This is a genomic window from Rhodohalobacter sp. 8-1, from assembly GCF_038150125.1.
Lineage (GTDB): Bacteria > Bacteroidota > Rhodothermia > Balneolales > Balneolaceae > SW132.
Window position 1 is genome coordinate 31,399 of sequence record NZ_JBBVMF010000025.1, and the last position, 22,953, is coordinate 54,351.

The window sequence follows — 22,953 nt, forward strand, 5'->3', positions numbered from 1 at the left end:
TAAACTTTTTATTAAATTATTATGAAAAATTTAAAGCTAATACTCACTCTTTTTTTCCTTTTATTAACAAATTGCATCCAAGGACAAAACAAAGTTGACTATCCATTTGAAGTTTTTAGTGAAATAACGCTCAATGATAAATTATCTATCGTTGAATTATCAAATACCAAACTCAGTTCAGAGAATTTAACAACCTATATGGGAACCCCTAATAATGAAGAGTGTAATGATTTTACAGCATATTCGAGATGTACTCTTTTTTATGATGGGTTAATCTTGAAATATACAGATCGTTACGGCTCTTTCGATTTTGATTCTGCAAGATTGACTAATTCAATCCCTAACATTTCTTATGAGGGCACAAACATAAAAGTGGGGGATAATATCAACCTTTTAAGTTCAATTTTTCAGGAAGCTTACCATCAGAGAGGCACGAATGCTGAGGAAGAACACTCCGTACGATTAGGACTGATCGATACATCTCTTGTTTTAGAATTTATATACAATGTATCGTCAGATTTGATTAAAGAGATCAACATAAGCCAAAGTAATATTTAAAGATGATTGAGAAGATTTGGATTGTATTGTTCTTTACTTTTTTACCTATTGGTTTTACCCAAGCACAGATAGCTGAGAAAATAGATTATGAACAATTCAAAAATTTCTCAATACACGATCAAATCACAATAGAAAGACTCGTCAACCTTGAGGGTAACTGGGAATTTCTTAAAGATTCTTTAGGCGAACCTGTAAGTGAAGATTGTAAGGAAGGAGATTCATTTATGGGAATTGAGTCCTATTGCAGCTTTACATATGACGGATTGGAAATCAACTACACAAGCGTTGGAAACGGTGTTGAACTATCTTCAGTCAAGATTACTAATGATAATGCCTTTTTAATGTATGAGAATATTGAACTTCGAGTGGATGATTCCATCTCAAAAATAGCCCCTCTTTTCCCTGAAGCCTATGATAACCGGGGGCTAATAGACACAAATCATGTGATCAAGTTAAATGTAGCTGGTTCTGTTGCGAATATTTCTTTTCTATATGATCCGATCGATGAAAAAATTACGGAAATCCGGTTTGTACAGGTTTTAACTTAGTCTTAAACCATCCGATAAATCAATAAGTGAATTTTGATAGACTATCACGGGAGATCCCTGGAATCCACCCCGGATAACGGAGGCGGCGGCATATGCACTACCTGCAACCCGGTGATGACCTCGATGACGACGGAGAGGAGGATTGCCTACTGGGCGAGATTGTTGAAAAAAAGGATAAACTAAATTGTGATGTTTAAAACAAAAATTATTTTATTTCTTGGCATCATACCTCTTTTAGGGATGGTATACTCATTCAATTCAAACAGTGACGTACCTCAAGATTCAGACTTAATCGGTTATTATTTCATAGATGAGGAAGGAGTACTTTTTACTTTACGAATTGTAAAAGAAGATGGTGAATTGAAAGGGCGACACTGCTGGACTGATCAACTAAGTGTGGGCGAAGATTGCACACCAAGAAACGGCCGCTCATTAACAAACCCTGAAATAATTAATGAAGATACGGTTCAATTCACCTTCCGAACATAATATGCGATGGGTGCTGAAACTGAATCCGATTACTACGGAAAGGTTAAGCTAACCCTTCAGGATGAAAACATACTCCTATGGGAAATCACCGAACAACCAGAAGGCCACACGGTTATTCCCGATGAACTTTCGCTTGAGAGGTATCAGGAATAATTAATATTTCCATAATACTATTTCAATTGTTGCACTACTCACCTCAAATTCGCAGGACTGATGCAGCCTTCCCAACAGCGAAGGATACTCATGCATGGAGGGAACCTGTTGGCATAGCATTGATATGAACACCTGTTGCGGACCGGATGGATGTGGCCTGCCGGAAGTGGAAGTGGTTTCAGAGATATACGATTGCACAGATTGTGGCGAAGGAGGCGGAGGTTCATTGCCACCACCTGAAGACCCCGACGATCCATGGCTCCCACCCCCAAACGGTGGAGGCGGCAGGGTATGCACGACCTGCAACCCGGGCGATAACCCCGATGGCGACGACGAATCCTGCCCGCTTGGCACGATTGCCGATGGGAATGGGGGATGTATTGGGGAAGAGGAAACTGAAGACTGCATGGGTGTTGAAGGTGGCTTGGCGTATCTGGATAGTTGCGGAATTTGCGTAGAGGGGACATCCACTAATGTAGATTGTTGTGCTACCCTCCAAAAGATATTAGATACAATTTCTGATTCCGAAGGAACAGCATATACAGATGATCCCGATGATTCCGGTGGGAAAACCAAACATGGTATCGCATGGAATACTTGGCAGAATTATTCGCATTTGGTAGGCAAAAGCCCAACCGCAAGTAACCTGCAGAACTTAACAAGGGCTAATGAAGATATTATTTATGAAAACACTTATTGGATTTGGTCTCAGGCTGACAGAATTGAAGATGGTGATCTGAGGAAAATGTATTTTGACTTCTTCGTGAACGCACCAAGTGCAGCAGTAAGAGCCTTACAGCAAGCGTTGTATGATAACGGTTATTTAGTTTCAATAGATGGTAAACTAGGATCTGAGACATGGAGCAACATTGACCAGGCATTTTATGATGGCAAGATAATGTCTTTATATAATTCTTTTAAGTCTGCGAGAATAGAACACTACTATAACAGATCAGAATATAAAAACAATCAGAAGTATTTAAATGGGTGGTTAAATCGAGCAAATAAATTCGAAAATAAAACAACAGAAAACCTTAGAGGAGTAACTTGTGATGTTTAAATTAAATTCAACTAAACTTTTAACGATCGTCATATTACTATTAACTCTCATTAGTTATTCAATTGGCGGCGAAAGTAATGAACAATTTGATTGGACAGGCCGGTGGGAAATTCCCGATATGGAAAATGCCTCGACAGATTTTTTTATTGTCCTGAACAATAATAGTGGGCAAATTGAAGGGCAGCATTGCTTTATATCTTCATATGCAGACGAATGCGCATCCCCCGATATTGTTTCATTGAACAATTTTGATGTAATTGATTCCAATACAATTGAACTGGACTTTATCTCGCAGTACAGTATGGGGTCATTATCTGAAACTACCGGAAGAGTTCGACTAACCGTTATAAATCCTGACAGAATCAAATGGGAAGTCATTGAGATGCCCGCATCAAAACGGCCTCCAACTCCTATCCCTGCTGAAAAAGAATTAGTACGGGTGAATTGATACTTTTCAGTTATAAAAGAATCTGATTTTTTTAATTCTATTTATCCAATTAACAACCCGCAACGCCTCCAGAGACGAAAACTCACCACTGGATAAGATTGCCGGTGGAAATGGGGATGGTATTGAGGCGAAAAGTAACTCGCTGAACTTTTAATGTTAGATCAGCGAGCTCTCTATTCGCGGCTATCAACCACAGAAATAAACTCAGCCCATTTCCGGGCGTATATCTCCCTTGATTGGGAAAAACCTGTGTTATGGCCGCCGCGGAGTTCCACAAATGTTACGTAATTTGCCGGATCTTCTGTTGCGATACGTCGCAGTTCTTTGCCGTGCCGGTAGGGCACAATCCTGTCATTTCTTGAATGCATGATCATGATGCGTTCTGTTTTTGCCTGCCGCAGATCTTCATTCACCGGGAAATCGGCCGATACCAGGAACCGTGGAATAAACGGATAAATATCTGTAGCAACTTCTTTTCCGCTCAAAAACGCTGAATGTAAAACAAGTCCTGAGCTTTCAAATTCAGCCGCCTGACGGGCGGCCACCGCACCACCAAGGGACTGCCCGTAGAAAATCATACGGTTTAGCGGTATCTCTAATTCATCTCTCAGATAGTCTACGACTGCTTTCCCATCAACATAGATTCCTTCTTCCGTCGGGGATCCGTCACTTTTTCCGTAACCTCGATAATCATACAAAAAAACGGCGGCCCCCTGGTTTGCGATCACACCCGCAATCTCCACCCTGCCGCTGATGTTGCCAGCATTTCCATGAGAATAGACAACAACAGGTTTATCTTCAGATTCATATTCGCCAATCATCCAGCCGTGAAGCAACAAACCATCAGGCGCTTCAACACGGTGTTCCGACCACGGCACATCCAGTCTTTCGGGAGTGTCCCAAATGTCGTCTGACGGATGGAATATCATCTGATTTTGAAGAAGTGTAATGAGCCCCACGATAAACAGATATCCGATTAATAAAAATGCTATAAATTTAAGCAGCGTCTTCCACACAGGTGTGTACTCAGTTATTATTCATGAATGAACGTAACTCAAATTTATATAAATCTTATAAAAAATTCTGTTCAGCCAGAGTTAGGGTTTAAAATTAGCACTTAGATTGGAGATCCCGGCTCGGAGGCCGGGATGACCTTTTTCCTGGCTCAGTCTCGTCTCACTGTCATCGCGGGCGTTGACCCGCGATCTCCCATTCTCGTAAAAAAAGTTCTTCATGACAGTTTTAGGGTTCAAAATTCACACCGAGATTGGAGATCCCGGCTCGGGCGCCAGGATGACTCAGATGACTTGAATTTTGAACAAGGAATGACGATTAGTGAAAGGAGACTTTGGGCTTGAAAAAATGGGACATCCTGTAAAGTTTACCTAACAACTGAAAGACTGATGTCTGTAGTCCATCAACTATCTATTATATACCATTTCCCAACCCCCCATGCGAGACGCTTCAAGGTCCTGCGGACGCTTGGAGGTCTCTCATAACTCAGATCTTAAATCTCTCATCTCACTGAGACATCTCGGCGCGAATCGTGAATTCCTGCTGCCACTCATCGTAGAAAACATTCAGCAAATTGGGACGGCAGCACACCTGGCAATCTTCGACGTACTGCTGTGAGGTTCCCTGAGACGGATCTACAAATGTACTGTTCACTTCTCCGCAGTACGCGCAGGCGTAGTCACAGCTTTGGGTTGTGGTAGTATATTTATTTTTCATAGGTCTTTAGAAATTGGGGTAAAAAGGGAAAAGGCAAAAGTGAGAAGTGAAAAGATAGATCTGAGTCGTGAGTCGTGAGAATTCTAAGACCTCATTCCCTATTTCGCTTCAAATTAAGGGGCGTTTACAGCTTTTCACTTTTGCCTTTTCACTTCTCACTCTGATATAACAATTAATGCCGAACAGAAAATCCCGAAAATGTTTCATCCAGTTTATCGCTGGATTCATCAACCGACAAATCATCCACTCTTGCACTTCGCGGGCCTTTTTTCATCTCTTCGAGCATTTTATTTACGTTATCTTCTTCTCCGACAAACACAGCCTCCACATCACCGTCTGGCAGATTCTTCACCCATCCGTTAATATTAAGCCGTTGTGCATTCTGTTTTGTAAAATGCCGGAACCCAACACCCTGAACCCGGCCTGAAAGTCGTACATGTTTTTTTGATTGATCCATAATGGTTGAATCTTTTAATTCTTATTATCTTGATACCTGAATTCGATTCAAAATATGGAAAAAATGTCTAAAGTAGTCCTGGAAGAGCGGTTATTTAGCTAATTCATTATCAATAATGTCATACCACGCCATGGTGTGGTATCTCCTGCCTTTTTAGGGTGGGAGATTCCCGCTTCAGGCGCGTGATGACGCCCTTGCCGGACTACTTCACATGTAATTCAGTAATGATAACAATCGAACTCAGGTTTGATGGCTAACTTTGAATATATTCATTCATGACTCTTACACAACTTAAATATATTGTTGCAGTCGACAAATATCGACATTTTGCCACGGCGGCAGAAAAAAGTTTTGTCACACAGCCTACGCTCAGCATGCAAATCCATAAGCTTGAAGACGAGCTCAACGTCGTATTGTTCGATCGGTCGAAATCTCCGGTAGTTCCAACAGAAATAGGTGAAAAAGTATTGGAGCAGGCGCGCATCATCCTGCAGGATGCCCGCCGAATTACAGATATCGTTCAGTACCAGGAGACGTCACTCAGCGGCACATTCCGGGTTGGCGTCATTCCAACGGTAGCTCCTTATCTTGTACCTCGCTTTTTGCATGCATTCCTGACGGATTACCCCGATGTAGAGCTTGTATTCGAAGAGGCCCTCACCAATGATGTCATCGAGGGACTTGAAAACGACGAGCTTGATGCGGGTATCATTGCAACTCCCGTAAAAGCTGCTCATATCTACACAGAAGATCTTTACGTTGAACCTTTTGCAGGTTATTTATCCACCAGCCACCCGCTTGTGCAGAAAGAAAAGCTTACGGTTGATGATCTCGATCAAACTAATATCTGGCTTTTAAATGAGGGACATTGCTTTCGGGATCAGACTGTGAAAATCTGTAAGGAATCAGCAAAAAAGAGTAATTCTGCCATTGAGTTTCGAAGCGGCAATCTGGAAACTCTCAAGAAGCTGGTGGAACAAAATTACGGCATGACGCTCCTGCCCTGGACCGCCACTCAGCATTTCGATGGCAACTGTTCAAATGCTGTGCTTAAAGATTTCGAAGAGCCGGTTCCCTCTCGGAAAGTGCGCCTGGCCTATGGCCGGAAGCATCTTAAACAAAGCATTCTCAAAGCGTTCCGAGAGTCTATTATGGCGTCTGTGCCAGAGGAGCTGATGAAAACCGATCAGAGAATGGTCATTGAATAATCTCTATTCATTTTAAAACAGAGTGTATTTATGCTCACCTCCTTTTCGGTTCAGTGGTTTACCGCTTATTATGTTTCACTGGGCACCCTGCTTATTGGCTATGGCATTTATTTGATTGTGAAACGGCATCAGATGGCAGATTATTTGCATGATGTTGCCTCAACTTACGATGAGCCGCCACAGGCATTTAAATCTGTGCTTAAATATTTACTGCTCTTTACACTCCCCGGTTTGATTCTCTCCTTTTTCCCATTTTCCTGGATTGAACTCATCTTCACCATATGGAGCCTTATCATCATTTATACTGTGGGGCAGATGCTGTTACAGTGGCCTGTGGTGTCACAACAAATTTTGGCTTCTAAAAGTAGTCTCCACAAAAAAATCCGGTTCGCAGGAATCAATATGGTTTCTATAGGCGTTGTATTGTTTCTGTTATGCTTTATACTGATTTCTAAATACTGATTTTTTATGCGCCTCAAGAAAGCCGGCTACCAGGGAATTTTTCTTCCTGAACTCGGCATCGCCATGGATGGCACCCACACCGATGCTGAATACACATTTGTTACTCACGCCCATGCCGATCACATGCACCGCAATCGATCGGCCTATACTCACGCAAGTAAACCGACGCTTCAATTGATGAAGCTGCGTGGATTTAACGGAAGTTCGGAAGCTTTGGAATTCGGCCAGCCACTTGAAACAGACCAGTTCTCGGTCACATTATATCCGGCCGGCCATATCCTGGGATCAGCCATGATTTACGTACAGTCAGATCTTGGATCTCTTCTCTATACAGGTGATTACCGCACACCACCCTCGCCGGCAACGGAAGGGTTTGAAGCACCTCCCCAAGCTGACTACCTGATTACAGAGGCCACATTCGGTCTGCCAATTTATCGCTGGAAATCTAATGCACAGCTTGCCGGTGAGGTACAGCAGTTTGCCCGTAAAACACTTGAAGAAAACTATACTCCTGTGTTCCTGGCATATAATCTTGGAAAAGCACAGGAAATAATGCATCTCTGTTCCAGTCTTGATCACCCGATTATGATTCACGGGGCCGGCCATAAACTCTGTCCGGTGTACGACGACGCAGGAATTGACCTCGGGCCCTATCAAGCCTACGACAGGGACACATGTGAAGGCAAGATCCTTGTTTGCCCGTCATCGGCTTTATCGGGCGGATTTGCATCTAACGTGAGAAAAAAACGAATTGCATACTGCAGCGGTTGGGCAGCACTTGAATCGCGCCGGACCCAGCTCACCGTCGATAAACTGATCCCGATATCCGATCACCTCGATTTCTATGAGCTGATTGATTTCTGCGAAAATCTTAATCCAAAAAAAGTCTACATCACACATACCCCAAACCCTGATGTGGTGAAACATTTCCTTGATGAGAGAGACATCAACTCGTCATTTTTGAATCTTGAAATGGAAGCCGATGACTAAATCGACCACTTTTCACGACCTTTGCAGCACCATTCAGACGATTCGCGAAACTCGCGGAAGCAACGCCAAAATTTCTACCTGTGCCAGCTATTTATCGAAATTGTCTGATGATGAGCTTAGCCTGGCAAGCCGCTTCATCGGAGAAGGCGCATTCGAAAATGTAAGCGGGAAACGTGCATCTGTCGGCAGCCGGACATCAGGGCTTGCCGCTGCTGATTTTTGTGAAATTGATTACGACCACGTGTTTAAACCATGCCGAACGGCAACAGGCAGCAGTTCCGAAACTATTGAAAAACTCATGTTTGCCACACCGGGAGCCCGCAGAAAAAGAGAGCCAAGACCATGGTCACTGCCGGAAGTTGAGCAGGTGTTTGAAAATCTTTTTGATGTGTCAGGCCGGGCGGACAAGCAGCAGATTCTGCTTAACGCTTGGCGGGAAATGACGCCCGTTGAAATCAAATATTTCATCCGCATGCTGGGGCAAGGTTCTCTTAGAATCGGGTTTGAAACACGATCACTGGTTTCGGCCATCGCCAAAGCGTTTGACCACGATTCAGAAACCGTTCGTTATGCCCATATGATTACGGGATCAACCGGCAAAACAGCACTACTGGCAAAGAAGAACCGGCTTGATGAAGCCACGTTCAAATTATTTCATCCATTATCATTCATGCTCGCATCGCCAATAGAAAGCCGGGCGCTGGAAACGCTTAACGGCTACATCTGCGAGGAGAAATTCGACGGCATGCGGTGCCAGCTTCATGCGGAGGGCAATCAGGTCAAACTCTTTAGCAGAGACCTGAATGATATCACAACATCGTTTCCGGACATTTTATCTGATTTCCGTGAGAAACAGCTGCCTCCCACCGTTTTGGATGGCGAAATTTGTGTATTCAAAGAGAATACTATCCAGCCGTTTCAGCTGCTGCAGAAGCGCATGGGTGTTAAAAAGCCGGGAAAGAAGATTCTTGAAAAATATCCGGTCATTTTTATCGCTTATGATCTTTTGTATAACGGACGTCAGCCTATTTTTGATGAAACTCTCAACGAGCGCCGCGCACAGCTCCGTGATATCTCCGAGACATATAATATACCCATGACTCTACAATTTCCCGTTGACGACAGGGAGCACCTGCAGGAGTTGTTTGATGAAGCACTGTCGCACGGAAACGAAGGATTGATGCTGAAAAAAGAGGACAGCACCTACGAATATGGTCAGCGCAGAAAATCTTGGCTAAAGGTGAAAAAACCGGGCGGCACATTCGATACAGTCATGATGTACGCGCACGCCGGAAGCGGAAAGCGCGGGGGCACGTATTCTGACTTTACGCTCGGTATTTCGGTAAAAGATGATGAACGCTACGAGGAAGAATTCATCCCGATTGGGAAAGCATACGGCGGCTATACGGATGAGGAGCTCAAACGAATGAATAAAAAAATAAAAGAGCTTACGGTTGAAAAATATGGACCTACCCTTGGCCTTCTGCCACAACTGGTTATTGAAATTGAGTTCGATGACGTACAGGTTAATAAGCGCACCAAAGCCGGCTATACCCTGCGTCTGCCCCGGTTTAAAGCCATTCGATGGGATCTTGGGCCCGATGATGTTGATACGCTGAAGGATGTGGAGCGGTACTATCAGCAGAAAATTGATGCCGAACGCACAGATCAGTCTGAGAATCCGAGCTTTATTCGTCCGTCCCTAACATCTCAATAGACCAATAAATGAGTGCTCAATTCTTTAAGCAATTTGCAAAACTCCATCAATCGTCATTCCATGCTCCGGTACTGGATCTCTTAACCAACGTATACTTGTTTCCTGTCAAAATTTAAAACCAACCGGAATATAGGCGTATAAATTCTGAAATCGGGATTAATTACGTATCATCAGCCTACCGAAAAATTGATTAAATCATACTTATTTGAAGTAATCTTCTTAAGATTTATCAGCTTAAGATTTACTCAGTTTTACCGATAACAGTTTTATAGACTCCCTCCCATTTTCTCGCCATGGAATTTTCAAAAGCATTGCTTCTTTTTTTTGCCTTATCTGCGCCAGTTTTGCCCCCGGCAATTCAGGCCATTGATATGTCGCAGAAAGACGTTTCTGAAGAGGGTCCCGGGCAAAATTCCGCCACGCAAGACAGCTCAGAGCTTGATATCATTAAGGCAAATATTGAGAGCTTAATGCGCAGCAACCAGTTATCAAAAGCGTACGAATTAAGTCACCAGGGGCTGAAAAAGGCTGAACAGTCTGGTGATACCGGAAGCATTTTTGATATATCCCTCGCACTCGCAGGCCAGTTTCTGGATCGTAACATCCCTGATTCAACTATTTACTACTCAAAAAAGGCGCGGGATCTCGCCGATTCAAACGAGAAGCTTAAACAGGCCTTGAATAGTCTCGGCAACGGCCACGCCAAAGCTGGACGCAGCATCATCGCCATTGATCTGTATGAGAACGTATTGTCTATTGCAGACAGCCTGGATAATGATCGATACTCTGTTGGTGTGCTCATCAATCTTGCAACGGCGTACTCCTCTCAGGGTGACCATAATAAAGGTCTGCAGTATTATTTTGAAGCGCTGGAACGGTCTGAAGAGCTGGGGAATAATGAATTTATCGCTATTATTACAAATAATTTGGGTGACAAATATAATGAGCTGGAAAACTATGATCAGGCAGAATATTATCTAAACCGTTCAAAAGAGGTAAGTGAAGCCGAAGGGTTGCAGACAAACTTAGTTCGGGTACTGCTCAATCTCGGCAACACGTACATGGCTACCGAACGATATGATGACGCTGAAGACGCCTATTCGAAAGTGTTGAGTTTTCATAAGAAATCCGGCAATGTTACCGGTGAGATACAGGTTATCTACAATCTGGGCATGCTCCATCTTGCAAGAGACAATTATGGAAAAGCTCGCGATTATCTAAATGAATCTTTTGAGCGCAGCAGAGAGGTGAATATTCTTCCCGGGATGTTTTACAGTACGAATGGGCTGGGTGAGCTCGCACTTGAAACAGAAAATATTAATGAAGCCATTGAGCGCTATCAAATGGGGGTGTCTCTCACGGAAGAGACAGATAACCCCTCGATGAAAATCGCCTCCTATCATAATATGTACACCGCTTATAAACAAGCCGGCAATGCTTCTGAAGCCCTGGCATGGCTTGAGAAAGGAAATGAGCTGGAAGAAGATATGAGATCACTTGAAAGTGACCGGCTTCGGGCGCAGTATGAAACCAAGTTCGATCTTCGGCGGTCTGAACAGGAAAAGCAGCTTGTTGAACTCCAGCGAGAACAGCAGCAGGCACAGCTCCAGCAGCAGCGATGGATAATTATTTTGGCTCTATCGGGTATAACCATTTTATTGATTGCAGGCTTGATACTGCTCCGCATCAATCAAAAAAGAAAAAACGCAAATTTGAAGCTTATTGATACCAACCGGCAGCTTAAAGATCTGAATCAAACAGTGCAGGATCAAAAAGAAGAGCTTGAACGCCTCAATAATATCAAGACCAAGCTGTTTGCTATTATCGCTCATGATCTCCGTGGACCACTCGGCTCTCTTCAAAGTCTTTTGTACCTGCTTCGCGAACACGATCTTTCTGAGAAAGAGACGAACGAACTAACCGCCAATCTTGAAAAGAATATGCTTGAAAACTCAAGTATGATGGACAACCTGCTTGGATGGGCTCAATCACAAATGAATGGCCTTTCGATAAACAAGCGAGTATTTGATCTGCACCTTGCCGTGCAGTCAGTTCTGGATCAATTTACGCTTCAGCTCGAAACCAAAGGTATAAATCTTGTCACCGAAGTTCCTGAAAACACCATGATTTACGCGGATTACGACCTGATGAAACTTGTACTCAGGAACCTGATCGCAAATGCCATAAAATTCAGTAATTCCGGGTCTGCCATCTACATTAAATCTGAAAAATCAGGCAACGGAATGTATAAAGTTGCCATTGAAGACCATGGAATAGGAATTCCCGAGAAAGACCGGGCAAAAATATTTTCTGATGAACATTTTACAAGTACGGGCACCAATAAAGAGAAAGGCAGCGGCCTTGGCCTGAACCTCTGTAAGGAGTATGTTGAGAAACATGGCGGTTCAATTTGGTTCAATACAGAAGTTAACGAAGGCACCACATTCTACTTCACTATCGATGCCGCTGAAGAACAAGAGCTTATTAACGCCTGACTTTAGAATATTCTTTCCAAAGCTGACTTAAAATCACATCCTTCAAACGGTAGACTTTAGCTGATTTTAACACAACTAAATTACCAGATTCTATCTGATCTGAATAGATGTCAGCCTCCATACAATACTGAACTTCTTTTTTTGTATTTTATGGCATCAATTTTCGCGCAAGTCATCCGGTACCGCTCATTCAGGATTACACACCTGGCCTGAGACTACCATTATTTTCATTTACCGGCTGATTTTGTTGAACTATATCGCACCATAGTAAACGTCTGTATGTCTTTTAAATCCATCCGATTACTGCTTATTATATTAGTACCTCTCGTTCTTCTGTCTATTTCCTCGAGCTGGATTTTAGAATGGCTTTGGCTTTCAGAACTTGGCTATTCTCAATTATTTGTGACACTGCGAACCACGCAGATCATTTTAATTACAGCCGCTTCGCTGGTAATAGGCGGCTACCTGATTCCAAATTTCCGGTATCTTGCCGGTCAGCTCCAGCGTATCTCGTTTAGCGGTACACCGCTCCAGGGATTAAATATCGACATACAGAGTTCTGAGCAACAAAAACGTATCAAACAGTTTTTCACCCTCGGGGCTATTGTAATTACGGCAATGTTTGCATTCGGCTTTTATATCCGATGGGATGAATCACTCCAATTTATCTGGAACGAACCCTTTGGAGAGATTGACCCTTTGTTTGGCAAAGACATCGGGTTTTATATTTTCCAGCTGCCCTTTCTGGAGCTCCTCCAGTCATCTCTGGTTATACTCACGTTTTTAACGACGGCCATTCTCGCTATCGTTTATCTATTTACGGGTTTACTTGGTTTTCAACCCGGTAAAAGCTTCTCGGCTTCCAAATCCGTTCTGAATCATCTGTCAATTAATGGCGGGCTCTGGCTGCTGTTTCTTTCATGGGGATTTTACCTTGATCGCTACGGACTGCTGCTAAAACCCGGGGGCATTGTTTTTGGTGCTACCTATACAGATGTTGTCATTGAACTTCCCGCATTATGGATTCTTTTATTCATTTCCCTGGCGCTTTCAATAATGGTGATTGCCAGCCGCTGGATCTCTTTTGGAAAAGTTCTTCCGGGAGTTGCCATTCTTGGTGTTCTGGTATTCGCCGGCGGTCGTGTTGTCCTTCCCGGTATGGTTCAAAATTTCAGCGTCAATCCCAACGAACTTGAGCTTGAAAGGCCACATCTTGAAAAAAATATTGAGATGACCCGTCTCGCGTTCGGTATCAACAATGTCAGGGAAGTTGAGTACCAGGCCGATGATACGCTTGATATTGAAGATATTCGCAATAACCAGGATGCCGTTGATAACATCCGGCTTTGGGATCCGCGCCTTCTTATTCAAACATACAAGCAGCTTCAGGAGATTCGGTCGTATTATGAATTTTACTCAGTTGACAATGACCGCTACATGATCGACGGACAAATGACACAGGTGATGCTTTCAGCTCGGGAGATTGCCCGTACACTACCCAGTCAGTCGGATACCTGGGTAAACAGGCATCTGCAATATACACACGGATTCGGTCTCACCATGAGCCCGGTCACGGAAATTACCCGACAAGGTGAACCTGAACTGGTTATCCGCGATCTCCCTCCTATTTACGACTATCCCGAACTCAGTGTCGACAATCCTGCTATATATTATGGTGAGAATAGCACCGGATACTATATTGTAAATTCGGGCGTGGAAGAACTTCATTATCCTGCTGGTGATGATAACGTATATATTAACTACTCAGGACAGGGCGGCATTCAGTTTAGCAGCTTTTTTCGGAAGCTACTGTTTGCATGGGAGCTTGGTGATATTAACTTTCTGCTGTCCGACTATATTCTTGATGAAAGCCGGCTTCAAATCTGGCGTAGTGTGCAGGAAAGAGTACGTAAAATCACTCCGTTTCTCAAGCTCGATAGTGATCCCTACCTGGTTAAACTCTCTGGCAAACTATATTGGATTCAGGACGCTTACACAACGTCGTCGTTTTTTCCTTACTCAGAAAGCTACCAAGGCCTTAATTATATCAGGAATTCTGTCAAAATTGTAATTGATGCTTATGAAGGCTCTGTAGACTATTACAAAGTTGATGACAACGACCCTATATTAAATGTATATGAGTCTATATTTCCCGACCTTCTCAAACCCATTTCGGACATGCCGGAAGGACTCATAAATCACCTTAGATACCCGCAGGATCTCTTTGAAATTCAGATAGAGCTCTTTAATCGCTATCACATGACTCAGCCACAGGTATTCTATAACCAGGAAGACCTTTGGACACGCCCAAATGAAAAATACGGTGGACAGCGGATTTTGATGGAGCCTTACTATGTTCTGGCGCGGCTTCCTGGGGAAGATAAGCTTGAATTTATGCAGATCAGCCCGCTCACGCCCGAAAATCGTGATAATATGATTGCGTGGCTGGCAGCAAAATCAGACCCTGAAAACTATGGTGAACTTGTAGCTTTCAAACTTCCAAAAGACCGGCTGATATACGGGCCTGCTCAGATTGAGGCCCGCATCGATCAGGATCCCGAAATTTCGCGGCAAATTGCCCTTTGGGACCAAAGAGGCTCCCGGGTTATTCGGGGTAACCTGGTTGTAATTCCCATTGAAAACTCATTTATGTATGTTGAGCCCGTGTTTCTTCTTGCCGAAGGTGTCGACATTCCTCAGCTTCAGCGGGTGATTGTAGCGATTGGCGACGATATTTCAATGCAGCCAACCATTGGCGGAGCCATACTGGATCTCTATGGTGAACGTGCCGGTTTTGAAGCCCAAAGAATTGCTGCTCAGGCTACCGATCCCGAAGTAACACCAGAGACCCTTGCGATTCAGCAGGATCTTGAATCAGAAGAACTTCAGGAGCTGCGCGGACTTTGGGAAGACATGCGTAACGCTCTTCAGGAAGGCAATTGGGTGCGTTATGGTGAGATTCTCGCAGATATCGATGATTTGCTGGGAAGCTAAGCAGATCAAGCTTTCAGATCGGCAGTGAGTGGGACTAAATATCAATTACCCCGAGGTTATCCCGGTTGTTAATAAAACGACGGATAACCGCTTCCAGGTTTTGAAACCCCACTTTTTCCATAGCTTTTTTAACCGGCACCCATTTCACATCTGTGATACCTTCTGCTTTCTGAGGCTTGAAATTCTCAACGGTTTCAGCCAGATGCATCAAGAACCAGAAGGTTTCTTTTTCAACCGGTTGTCCTTTAAGAGTATAGGTATGGCGCGTTGACCCAAGATCGGCCAGGATGTCAGCCCGGCTCGACAGGCCAATCTCTTCACTGACTTCTCGGGTAGCGCACTCCGGGATGCTTTCGCCTTTTTCAAGTTTCCCTTTAGGCAGATCCCAAACACCATTTCTGAAAATTAAAAGCGCCTCGTGAGTATCAGAATCTTTAATAAATCGAATAACTAATCCCCCGGCTGCTTTTATTTGAACGGCGTCAGGATTTATCATCGGCCTCACTACTGTCACCTTTTGATGAAGTCTCCTTTTTCTTTTCGTCTGCATAGCTCAGACGCAGTTTATTCAATGTCTCGGTAACGTAGTTTGAAATCTCTTTCGGTAAATTTCCTTTGGTATATTTTTCCAGCATTACAATTGTATCGATGGCAAACTTGGCTGATTTCAAATCCCTTGCAGTTTCACCTGTCTGTGGATTTTCAATTTTCCCGAGCCCCATCTGTGCAATCTGTTCATGTTGCTGAATGAGCATAACGAATAAAATTTGCTGTTGCTGATCGGAATTTAATTTTTCCCCGTCTTGCTTCTCCTCGTGAGACATATAATTCTAATTTTATTATATTTAATGGTTTATGTGACTAAAAAATGTGATTCTTCGAAATCTTTCTGAAAAAAGTAAAAACCTATAACAGATCCTATCAAACCTCAATATACAATACGTGGTTGTAGGAAAGGTTTTGTATACTTGAACTGAACTAAAAATACAAAATATCAGACTTAATCATGGCGATCATTCAACCTTTTAAAGGCTGGCTTCCAAAACCTGAAAACGTTTCCGATGTGGCTTGTCCACCTTACGATGTGCTTAGCACAAAGGAAGCAAGAGAATTGGCTGAGGGTAAACCAAATAGCTTTTTGCATGTTATACGTCCTGAAATCGATCTACCGGAAGGGACACCTTATTATGATGATGCCGTATATCAAAAAGGAGCTTCAAATTTAAAGGAACTGCTCAATTCTGAAATTTACACCCAGGATGAAAAACCTGCGATCTACATCTACCAGCTGGAGTCGGAATCTCATACACAAACCGGCGTTTTTACCTGTGCATCAGTCCAGGATTACGATAATGATGTGATTTTAAAACATGAGCTCACGCGCCCCGATAAAGAGAACGATCGAACAAAGCATATCCAAATGCAGCAAGCGCATGCCGAACCGGTGATGCTCACATTTAAAGATTCAGAAGACGTAAAATTTCAAATTGAAAAAACTATTGCAACGAATCCGCCACACATCGAGCATACTGATGAGAGAGGTGTTGTCCACAAAATCTGGAAACAGTTCACAACCGCTGACCTGGCAAAAGCATTTGCCGAGGTAGATAATTTTTACATTGCTGACGGGCATCACCGCTGCAAAGCTGCTTCAAGAGTTTCCGAAAACCTCAGGGAACGAGATCGCTCCTTTCCCGGAGAAGCAGAGTACGACTATTTTCCGGTTGTTCTGTTTCCCATGAGCCAAATGAAAATTCTACCCTACAACCGGGTTCTGATAACGGTTAGAAAATCACAGGCCGAACAGCTTTTCGATAAGTTTAATGCAAAAATAACAGAGGAAAAAACACCGCAGAAAAAGGGAGATTTATCTATCTACTATAAAGGTGACTGGTGGGCTCTAACTCTACCCAAGGCATCAAGCAAGGATGTTGTGGCTAACCTTGATGCGACCAGATTACAAAGTTCAATCTTGAAACCTATTTTTAGCATTGAAAATCCGCGCATCAATAAAAACATTGAGTTTGTAGGCGGTGTACGCGGTACAGAAGAACTCGAACGGCTCGTTGATGAAGGTGAAGCAGATCTGGCAATCAGTATGTACCCGACGAGTATTGAAGAGCTTGTTGAAGTTTCCGATAAAGGAGAGCTGATGCCGCCTAAATCTACATGGTTCGAGCCAAAACTACAGTCAGGAATCATCATTCATACGTTTTAACTGATGGATAGAGCTCATAATTTTTGTGCCGGGCCTGCTACTTTACCTCTGCCGGTGTTACAAAAAGTTCAGAATGAACTGACAAATTACCGAGGTAAAGGCACCTCTATACTGGAAATGAGTCATCGCAGCAGGGAATACACTGAAATCGACAGGCAAGCTACTGAACGGCTAAAAAAACTGCTCGGAGCCGGTGATGAATGGAGTGTACTTTTTCTCCAGGGCGGGGCAAGTTCACAGTTTATGATGGTGCCGCAAAATTTTCTGTCTTCTGATCGGACGGCGGACTATATCGATACCGGAACCTGGTCGGATAATGCTATTCACGAGGCAAAACTATTTGGGAATGTACATGTACCGTTCTCAAGCAAATCGGAAAACTACACACGCATTCCATCTAACAGTGAATTGGAGCTATCCGATAATGCCAGCTACCTGCATTTTACCAGCAACAATACTATTTATGGAACTCAGTTTCCAACAGAACCCCATGTAAGTGTGCCACTCGTCTGTGACGCTTCTTCAGATTTTCTGTCACGGCCAATAAATTTAGACCGTTACGGCTTGATTTACGCCGGTGCTCAAAAGAATCTTGGACCGGCCGGCGTGACGGTTGTCCTCATAAAAGACTCTTTTGCAGATAGGCAGGTAAATATCGACATCCCCACTATTCTGGACTATAAGACCCATATGAAAAAAATATTCAACACCCCCCCGGTGTTTGCGGTCTATATGGTAAATTATGTTCTGGAGTGGCTTGAACAAAATGGTGGTATTGAGCACTTTCAATCTCTCAATCAAAAGAAGTCAGAAAAACTGTACACCGAGATCGATAGAGATGACTTTTATAACGGAACGGTTCAAAAGGAATCGCGTTCTAAAATGAATGTTACCTTCAGGCTGAATGACAATCATCTGGAAGAAAAGTTCCTGACTGAAGCGAAAGCCAGTGGGTTACTTGCTCTTAAAGGCCATCGGTCGGTTGGCGGTATACGCGCCAGTATCTACAATGCCTGCCCGATGGAAAGCGTGAACGCACTAGTTGATTTCATGAAGGATTTCAGACAATCCAATGGTTAAGCTACAAATCTTCCTCAAGCTGTAATCTCTTAATATCATAAATCATACAGCAAACCTTTACGGACTGTTAAAGTGCTTTGCAAAACAGCTCAGAAAAGTGTTGATCTATGGATAGCCGGGAATACTCACTGCTTACCTTGCATCATTACAAGGATTACATTTACAGTAAACCCATGACGGTCAAAATATGATCGAGGCTATTCGGCACAAAGAATAAAAGATAAAGAACGCCCCAAATCGCTCCGGCAATATGCGCTTCGTGGTTGATATTGCCACGACCTTTCTTGCTTTCGTAGACGCTGTATGCCAAAAATGCGAGGCCAAAAATCCAGGCCGGAATAGGGATGGGTAATAAGATAAAATAGATACTTTCAGTTGGGTAGAGAAATATAAAACCAAACAGAACACTTTCTACTCCCCCCGACGCCCCCAGTGTAGCGAATTGCGGATCTTCTCGGTGGTTTAGCATCGACGGCAGAGACGATACCAACAAGCCGCTGATGTAAAGCGATGCAAACTGAGCGCTGCCGAGATTCTGTTCCAACACGATACCGAAAAAGAAAAGAACAAACATATTAACCGCAAGATGGCCGAAGTTTGCATGTAAAAATCCGGCCGTAAGCAATTCATACCAGCTTTGCTGGTTAATCACCCGGTATGGAATAAGCATTCCGGTATTTAAAATTCGCTGATCAACGTATAGTGCAGCCAGGGAAATAGCTGATGTTAAACCAATGAGTACGTATGTAACCGCCATAAAACAGGATCTGATAGATTTTTTTATAAGATAGTAAAACTGGATTTCTAATACGACTTCCTATTGCCTTCTTACCATAAAAGTGGATATATTTAAAGCTATTGAAAAGCCGAAGTAGCTCAGGGGTAGAGCAATTCTCTCGTAAAGAATAGGTCGTCGGTTCAAATCCGATCTTCGGCTCATTACTATTGCGATTCGGCATCAAATGATGCTCAATGTCTTCTTGAAACCCCTATGACAAATATCCCATCTAACAACAAGCGCAAAAGTATCTCATCTGATTATCTTCTTATTTTGGTTTTGATGCTGATGACGATGATTTTTCAATCATGTGGCATTGTCCGTGTCGGATCTGTCCGCTCTCCTTCAGTATCTTCAACTTCATCAGCTGATGAAGGCCGAATACTTCAGTCTGGCGTTGCAAGCTGGTACGGTCCGAATTTTCATGGAAAAGCGACCGCCAATGGAGAAACATTTAACATGAACGACTTCACAGCTGCCCATCGCACACTGCCATTTAACACGATTGTTCAAGTTCTGAATAATGACAACGGTCAATCCGTTAGAGTTCGCATTAATGACCGCGGCCCATATGTTGACGACAGAATTATTGACCTGTCCCGCCGGGCAGCAAGGGAAATTGAGATGGAAGACACCGGGACAGCAAACGTCCAAATTATTCTTTTAGAAGAAGGCGACAGACCTGTTGCATCTGGCTTAGTTACAAACCAAGAAACATTCACCATACAGCTTGCTTCGTACAATACAGAAGCGGAAGCCCTTGCATTTGCCCGCCGAACCAACGGCACCCGAGTTGAACAGGTCACGCTTTCGGGCCGGCAGGTATACAGAGTCTATTATGGAACTTATGATACGGCAATTGACGCAAGAGACGACCAGCGTAGACTCGCACGGCAAGGGCTTGATGGATTTGTTAAACAGGCTGAAAATTAATTCCCGACTCTCTTTCTTCCTTAATCCTTGAAATATTCTCCATATCCCGGATTGATTCCGACCTATTTTCAGTTATCACCCCAACAATAAATTATAGGTTCTATGAAGAAAGATATTATCGTTATTGGCACGGGATTTGGCGGACTGGCTACCGCATCACGACTCTTATCGCAGGGACATAATGTTACGATGTTTGAAAAGCGTGATAAACCTGGAGGTCGTGCTTATGTCTATGAAATCAACGGGTTCAAGTTTGATGGAGGTCCCACTGTTATTACTGCGCCTTTTATGTTTGATGACATTTTCGAGGCAGCCGGGAAAAAACGTGAAGACTATATTGAATTTGTTCCGTGTAACCCCTTTTACAGGATCTTTGATGCTGACGGCAAAAGTTTCGACTACAATAACGATCATGAATTTACGCTGAATGAAATCCGAAAACGTAATCCGGATGACGTTGAAGGTTATGAAAAATTCCTGGGCACAACGAAAGCAATATTTGACAAAGGATTTGTAGAATTGGCTGACAAGCCGTTTCTGAAATTTACTGACATGCTAAAGGTTGCTCCTGACCTGATCAAGCTTCAGTCATACAAATCGGTATACAAATATGTATCCCAATATATTAAAGATGATTTTCTGCGTCGATGTTTCTCTTTTCATCCGCTTCTTGTTGGCGGCAATCCATTTGACACAACCTCTATTTATGCGATGATCCATTACCTCGAGCGTGAGTGGGGAGTGCACTACGCAATGGGTGGTACCGGAGCCATCGTTAATGCCATGGTGGATCTGATTGAAGACCAGGGCGGTACGATTCATCTGAATTCAGAAATTGATGAGATCCTCGTTAATAATGGGGAAGCAAAAGGAATTCGCTTGAAAAACGGTGACGAGATTAAAGCTGACGTTGTGGTATCCAATGCGGATGTAGCCTTTACTTATAAAAACCTGATCAATAAAAAGCACCGGAAAAAATATACCGACCGCAAAATTGAACGTACAAAATACAGCATGTCCCTTTTTGTGATCTATTTCGGCACAAAAAAACGGTACACAGACTCTGGCCTTGCGCACCACAACATAATACTCGGTGAGAGGTATAAAGGCTTACTCAGCGATATCTTTCACAAAAAAGAGTTATCAGATGATTTCTCACTTTACCTGCACATGCCTACAATTACTGATCCATCGATGGCACCTGAAGGCCATGAAGGGTTTTACGTGCTCTCTCCTGTACCCCATCTGGATAGCGGAACCGACTGGACCGAAATGGCTCCAAAATATCGCGACGCAATTATCCAGTTTCTTGAAGATAACTACCTGCCCGATTTGAATGAAAATATCGTAGCCGAGCACTATATCGATCCTCTTCACTTTCAGGATACGCTGAACAGTTATAAAGGCTCGGCATTTTCCGTTGAACCAATCCTTACACAATCAGCTTGGTTTCGACCACACAACCGAAGTGAAGATGTAGACGATCTCTATTTTGTTGGAGCAGGAACACATCCGGGAGCAGGTCTGCCCGGGGTACTTTCATCAGCTAAGATTGCAGAAAATTTAATTCAGGAAAAGTTATAATTTTGCACCGTTAAGGAGAAACTTGAAATAAAAGAGTAATTTGGCGTATTAAGTAACGCAAATCTGCGCACTATGCCTCAAGAAAATGTGTATTCCGCGTATCCCTCAGAGTCAAAAGATGATAATATTGTATCAGAACCATATGTAGCTTGGGATCTGGATACAGCAGCATCAAAAATATCCGAAGGCTTAGCAACAAGTATATTAGTAACCATACAGTCTCGACTGCAAATTTCAAACAGCCAGATCTCCAAGCTATTCATGGTCTTGCCAAGAACACTTGATCGCCGAAAAAAAAGAAACCTCGTCGCCTCCCGATGAGTCCGAGCATGGCTACCGAATTGCACGCCTTACCGATCCTGATCATGCTTATCAGGTATTTGAAGATGCAGATAAAGTGGCCCGGTGGTTTTCACAGCCAAATCATTCATTGGGCAATAAAAAACCACTCGATCTGGCCAAAACCGAACCAGATGCGCGCCTTGTAGAACAGCTTTTAGGTCGCATCAAGCATGGAATAACCGTTTAATCGGTGATGAGATCAATACGGGTTTGGCGAATCACAAATAAAGGATACGCTGAAAGTGCGTTTACCAGTGAAAATGCAAGACTTTGGGACGGCCGGTTTAATTCAATAGGAACACCGGCTGTATATACATCAGGAACTCTTTCGCTGGCTTTGCTCGAAATTCTGGTGCAAGCTCTTGATCGGTCAGAACTGAAGAAAAATATTCTGTTTCAAGATGAGATTCCAGAGCATCCTATCAAATTCCCGTCTTTGAACCAGCTTCCAGATCAATGGAACCAAATTTCTGTTTCAAAAGCCTCACAATTTTCTGGTGATCAATGGATAAACGAAACGATTTATTCCGTACTTCAAGTACCAAGTGTTGTAGTTGCAGTGGAGTATAATTTCATAATCAATCCGAAGCACAATTTATCCAGACAAATTGAAATATCCACAGTAATGTCCCTTCCCATCGATTCTCGATTTTTTGAACTGCACCGATGAAATTGAACAATTTCATAACCTACATATTACCCTTTACC

At 43.2% G+C, this 22,953-nt stretch carries 24 protein-coding genes and 1 tRNA gene; 19 read left to right on the forward strand and 6 right to left on the reverse strand.

What is annotated here, in order from left to right; genetic code table 11:
- Positions 1–21 precede the first annotated feature (21 nt).
- The 6 genes from AABW11_RS17840 (at position 22) to AABW11_RS17865 (ending at position 3,256) form a co-directional block, all read left to right on the forward strand.
- Complete coding sequence (locus tag AABW11_RS17840) at positions 22–558, forward strand: hypothetical protein (RefSeq protein ID WP_340106593.1); 537 nt, start codon at positions 22–24, stop codon at positions 556–558.
- Positions 559–560: 2 nt separating this feature from the next.
- Positions 561–1,106: a hypothetical protein gene (locus AABW11_RS17845; protein ID WP_340106595.1), complete on the forward strand. Its 546-nt coding sequence runs from the start codon at positions 561–563 to the stop codon at positions 1,104–1,106.
- A gap of 189 nt (positions 1,107–1,295) precedes the next feature.
- Positions 1,296–1,595 (forward strand): hypothetical protein, encoded by a 300-nt coding sequence (locus AABW11_RS17850; RefSeq protein ID WP_340106597.1) that lies wholly within the window; start codon positions 1,296–1,298, stop codon positions 1,593–1,595.
- Between the two features lie 6 nt (positions 1,596–1,601).
- Complete coding sequence (locus AABW11_RS17855) at positions 1,602–1,748, forward strand: hypothetical protein (protein WP_340106599.1); 147 nt, start codon at positions 1,602–1,604, stop codon at positions 1,746–1,748.
- 124 nt (positions 1,749–1,872) lie between these two features.
- The gene (locus tag AABW11_RS17860) at positions 1,873–2,808 is read left to right on the forward strand and encodes a glycosyl hydrolase 108 family protein (RefSeq protein WP_340106601.1); all 936 of its coding nucleotides are present in this window, start codon (positions 1,873–1,875) and stop codon (positions 2,806–2,808) included.
- Complete coding sequence (locus AABW11_RS17865; protein ID WP_340106603.1) at positions 2,801–3,256, forward strand: hypothetical protein; 456 nt, start codon at positions 2,801–2,803, stop codon at positions 3,254–3,256. Before AABW11_RS17860 ends, AABW11_RS17865 begins: the two co-directional genes overlap by 8 nt.
- Before the next feature lie 173 nt (positions 3,257–3,429).
- Here AABW11_RS17865 and AABW11_RS17870 read toward each other — a convergent pair whose 3' ends face one another.
- The 3 genes from AABW11_RS17870 to AABW11_RS17880 form a co-directional block, all read right to left on the reverse strand.
- A complete protein-coding gene (locus AABW11_RS17870) occupies positions 3,430–4,272 on the reverse strand; it encodes an alpha/beta hydrolase (protein WP_340106605.1) in 843 nt (280 codons plus the stop codon).
- 505 nt (positions 4,273–4,777) lie between these two features.
- A complete protein-coding gene (locus tag AABW11_RS17875) occupies positions 4,778–4,987 on the reverse strand; it encodes a CPXCG motif-containing cysteine-rich protein (protein ID WP_340106607.1) in 210 nt (69 codons plus the stop codon).
- Positions 4,988–5,159: 172 nt separating this feature from the next.
- On the reverse strand, positions 5,160–5,444 hold the full coding sequence (locus tag AABW11_RS17880) for an acylphosphatase (protein WP_340106609.1): 285 nt from the start codon (positions 5,442–5,444) through the stop codon (positions 5,160–5,162).
- Between the two features lie 275 nt (positions 5,445–5,719).
- Between AABW11_RS17880 and AABW11_RS17885 the strand changes: the two genes are divergently transcribed.
- The 6 genes from AABW11_RS17885 to AABW11_RS17910 all read left to right on the forward strand — a co-directional run bounded on the left by AABW11_RS17885 (position 5,720) and on the right by AABW11_RS17910 (position 15,310).
- Positions 5,720–6,652: a hydrogen peroxide-inducible genes activator gene (locus AABW11_RS17885; RefSeq protein ID WP_340106611.1), complete on the forward strand. Its 933-nt coding sequence runs from the start codon at positions 5,720–5,722 to the stop codon at positions 6,650–6,652.
- Positions 6,653–6,682: 30 nt separating this feature from the next.
- Entirely contained in the window at positions 6,683–7,114 is a 432-nt protein-coding gene (locus AABW11_RS17890) for a hypothetical protein (protein ID WP_340106613.1), read from the forward strand.
- A 6-nt stretch (positions 7,115–7,120) separates the two neighbouring features.
- A complete protein-coding gene (locus AABW11_RS17895) occupies positions 7,121–8,104 on the forward strand; it encodes a hypothetical protein (RefSeq protein WP_340106615.1) in 984 nt (327 codons plus the stop codon).
- Positions 8,097–9,821 (forward strand): ATP-dependent DNA ligase, encoded by a 1,725-nt coding sequence (locus AABW11_RS17900; RefSeq protein WP_340106617.1) that lies wholly within the window; start codon positions 8,097–8,099, stop codon positions 9,819–9,821. The genes AABW11_RS17895 and AABW11_RS17900 overlap by 8 nt, the downstream gene beginning before the upstream one ends.
- Before the next feature lie 371 nt (positions 9,822–10,192).
- On the forward strand, positions 10,193–12,316 hold the full coding sequence (locus AABW11_RS17905) for a tetratricopeptide repeat-containing sensor histidine kinase (RefSeq protein WP_340106619.1): 2,124 nt from the start codon (positions 10,193–10,195) through the stop codon (positions 12,314–12,316).
- 279 nt (positions 12,317–12,595) lie between these two features.
- Positions 12,596–15,310 (forward strand): UPF0182 family membrane protein, encoded by a 2,715-nt coding sequence (locus AABW11_RS17910; RefSeq protein WP_340106621.1) that lies wholly within the window; start codon positions 12,596–12,598, stop codon positions 15,308–15,310.
- 34 nt (positions 15,311–15,344) lie between these two features.
- Here AABW11_RS17910 and AABW11_RS17915 read toward each other — a convergent pair whose 3' ends face one another.
- Together AABW11_RS17915 and AABW11_RS17920 are read right to left on the reverse strand one after the other, a co-directional pair.
- Positions 15,345–15,806 carry an NUDIX hydrolase gene (locus tag AABW11_RS17915; protein WP_340106623.1) on the reverse strand — a complete coding sequence of 154 codons (462 nt, stop codon included), beginning with the start codon at positions 15,804–15,806 and terminating at the stop codon, positions 15,345–15,347.
- Positions 15,793–16,134 (reverse strand): DUF1844 domain-containing protein, encoded by a 342-nt coding sequence (locus AABW11_RS17920; RefSeq protein ID WP_340106625.1) that lies wholly within the window; start codon positions 16,132–16,134, stop codon positions 15,793–15,795. Before AABW11_RS17920 ends, AABW11_RS17915 begins: the two co-directional genes overlap by 14 nt.
- Before the next feature lie 182 nt (positions 16,135–16,316).
- Here AABW11_RS17920 and AABW11_RS17925 point away from each other — a divergent pair, with 182 nt between their 5' ends.
- Complete coding sequence (locus AABW11_RS17925) at positions 16,317–17,528, forward strand: DUF1015 domain-containing protein (RefSeq protein ID WP_340106627.1); 1,212 nt, start codon at positions 16,317–16,319, stop codon at positions 17,526–17,528.
- Between the two features lie 3 nt (positions 17,529–17,531).
- Positions 17,532–18,608, forward strand: coding sequence for a 3-phosphoserine/phosphohydroxythreonine transaminase (gene serC, locus AABW11_RS17930; protein ID WP_340106629.1), 1,077 nt, complete (start codon positions 17,532–17,534; stop codon positions 18,606–18,608).
- A 160-nt stretch (positions 18,609–18,768) separates the two neighbouring features.
- Here serC and AABW11_RS17935 read toward each other — a convergent pair whose 3' ends face one another.
- On the reverse strand, positions 18,769–19,365 hold the full coding sequence (locus AABW11_RS17935; protein ID WP_340106631.1) for a rhomboid family intramembrane serine protease: 597 nt from the start codon (positions 19,363–19,365) through the stop codon (positions 18,769–18,771).
- Positions 19,366–19,473: 108 nt separating this feature from the next.
- Between AABW11_RS17935 and AABW11_RS17940 the strand changes: the two genes are divergently transcribed.
- The 5 genes from AABW11_RS17940 (at position 19,474) to AABW11_RS17960 (ending at position 22,915) form a co-directional block, all read left to right on the forward strand.
- Positions 19,474–19,545: transfer RNA gene (locus tag AABW11_RS17940), tRNA-Thr, on the forward strand.
- 54 nt (positions 19,546–19,599) lie between these two features.
- The gene (locus AABW11_RS17945; RefSeq protein WP_340106633.1) at positions 19,600–20,319 is read left to right on the forward strand and encodes a septal ring lytic transglycosylase RlpA family protein; all 720 of its coding nucleotides are present in this window, start codon (positions 19,600–19,602) and stop codon (positions 20,317–20,319) included.
- Positions 20,320–20,421: 102 nt separating this feature from the next.
- Positions 20,422–21,903 carry a phytoene desaturase gene (locus AABW11_RS17950; protein ID WP_340106635.1) on the forward strand — a complete coding sequence of 494 codons (1,482 nt, stop codon included), beginning with the start codon at positions 20,422–20,424 and terminating at the stop codon, positions 21,901–21,903.
- Between the two features lie 280 nt (positions 21,904–22,183).
- Positions 22,184–22,432 carry an MbcA/ParS/Xre antitoxin family protein gene (locus tag AABW11_RS17955; protein WP_340106637.1) on the forward strand — a complete coding sequence of 83 codons (249 nt, stop codon included), beginning with the start codon at positions 22,184–22,186 and terminating at the stop codon, positions 22,430–22,432.
- A gap of 6 nt (positions 22,433–22,438) precedes the next feature.
- Positions 22,439–22,915 (forward strand): RES family NAD+ phosphorylase, encoded by a 477-nt coding sequence (locus AABW11_RS17960; RefSeq protein WP_340106639.1) that lies wholly within the window; start codon positions 22,439–22,441, stop codon positions 22,913–22,915.
- Positions 22,916–22,953: the final 38 nt, after the last annotated feature.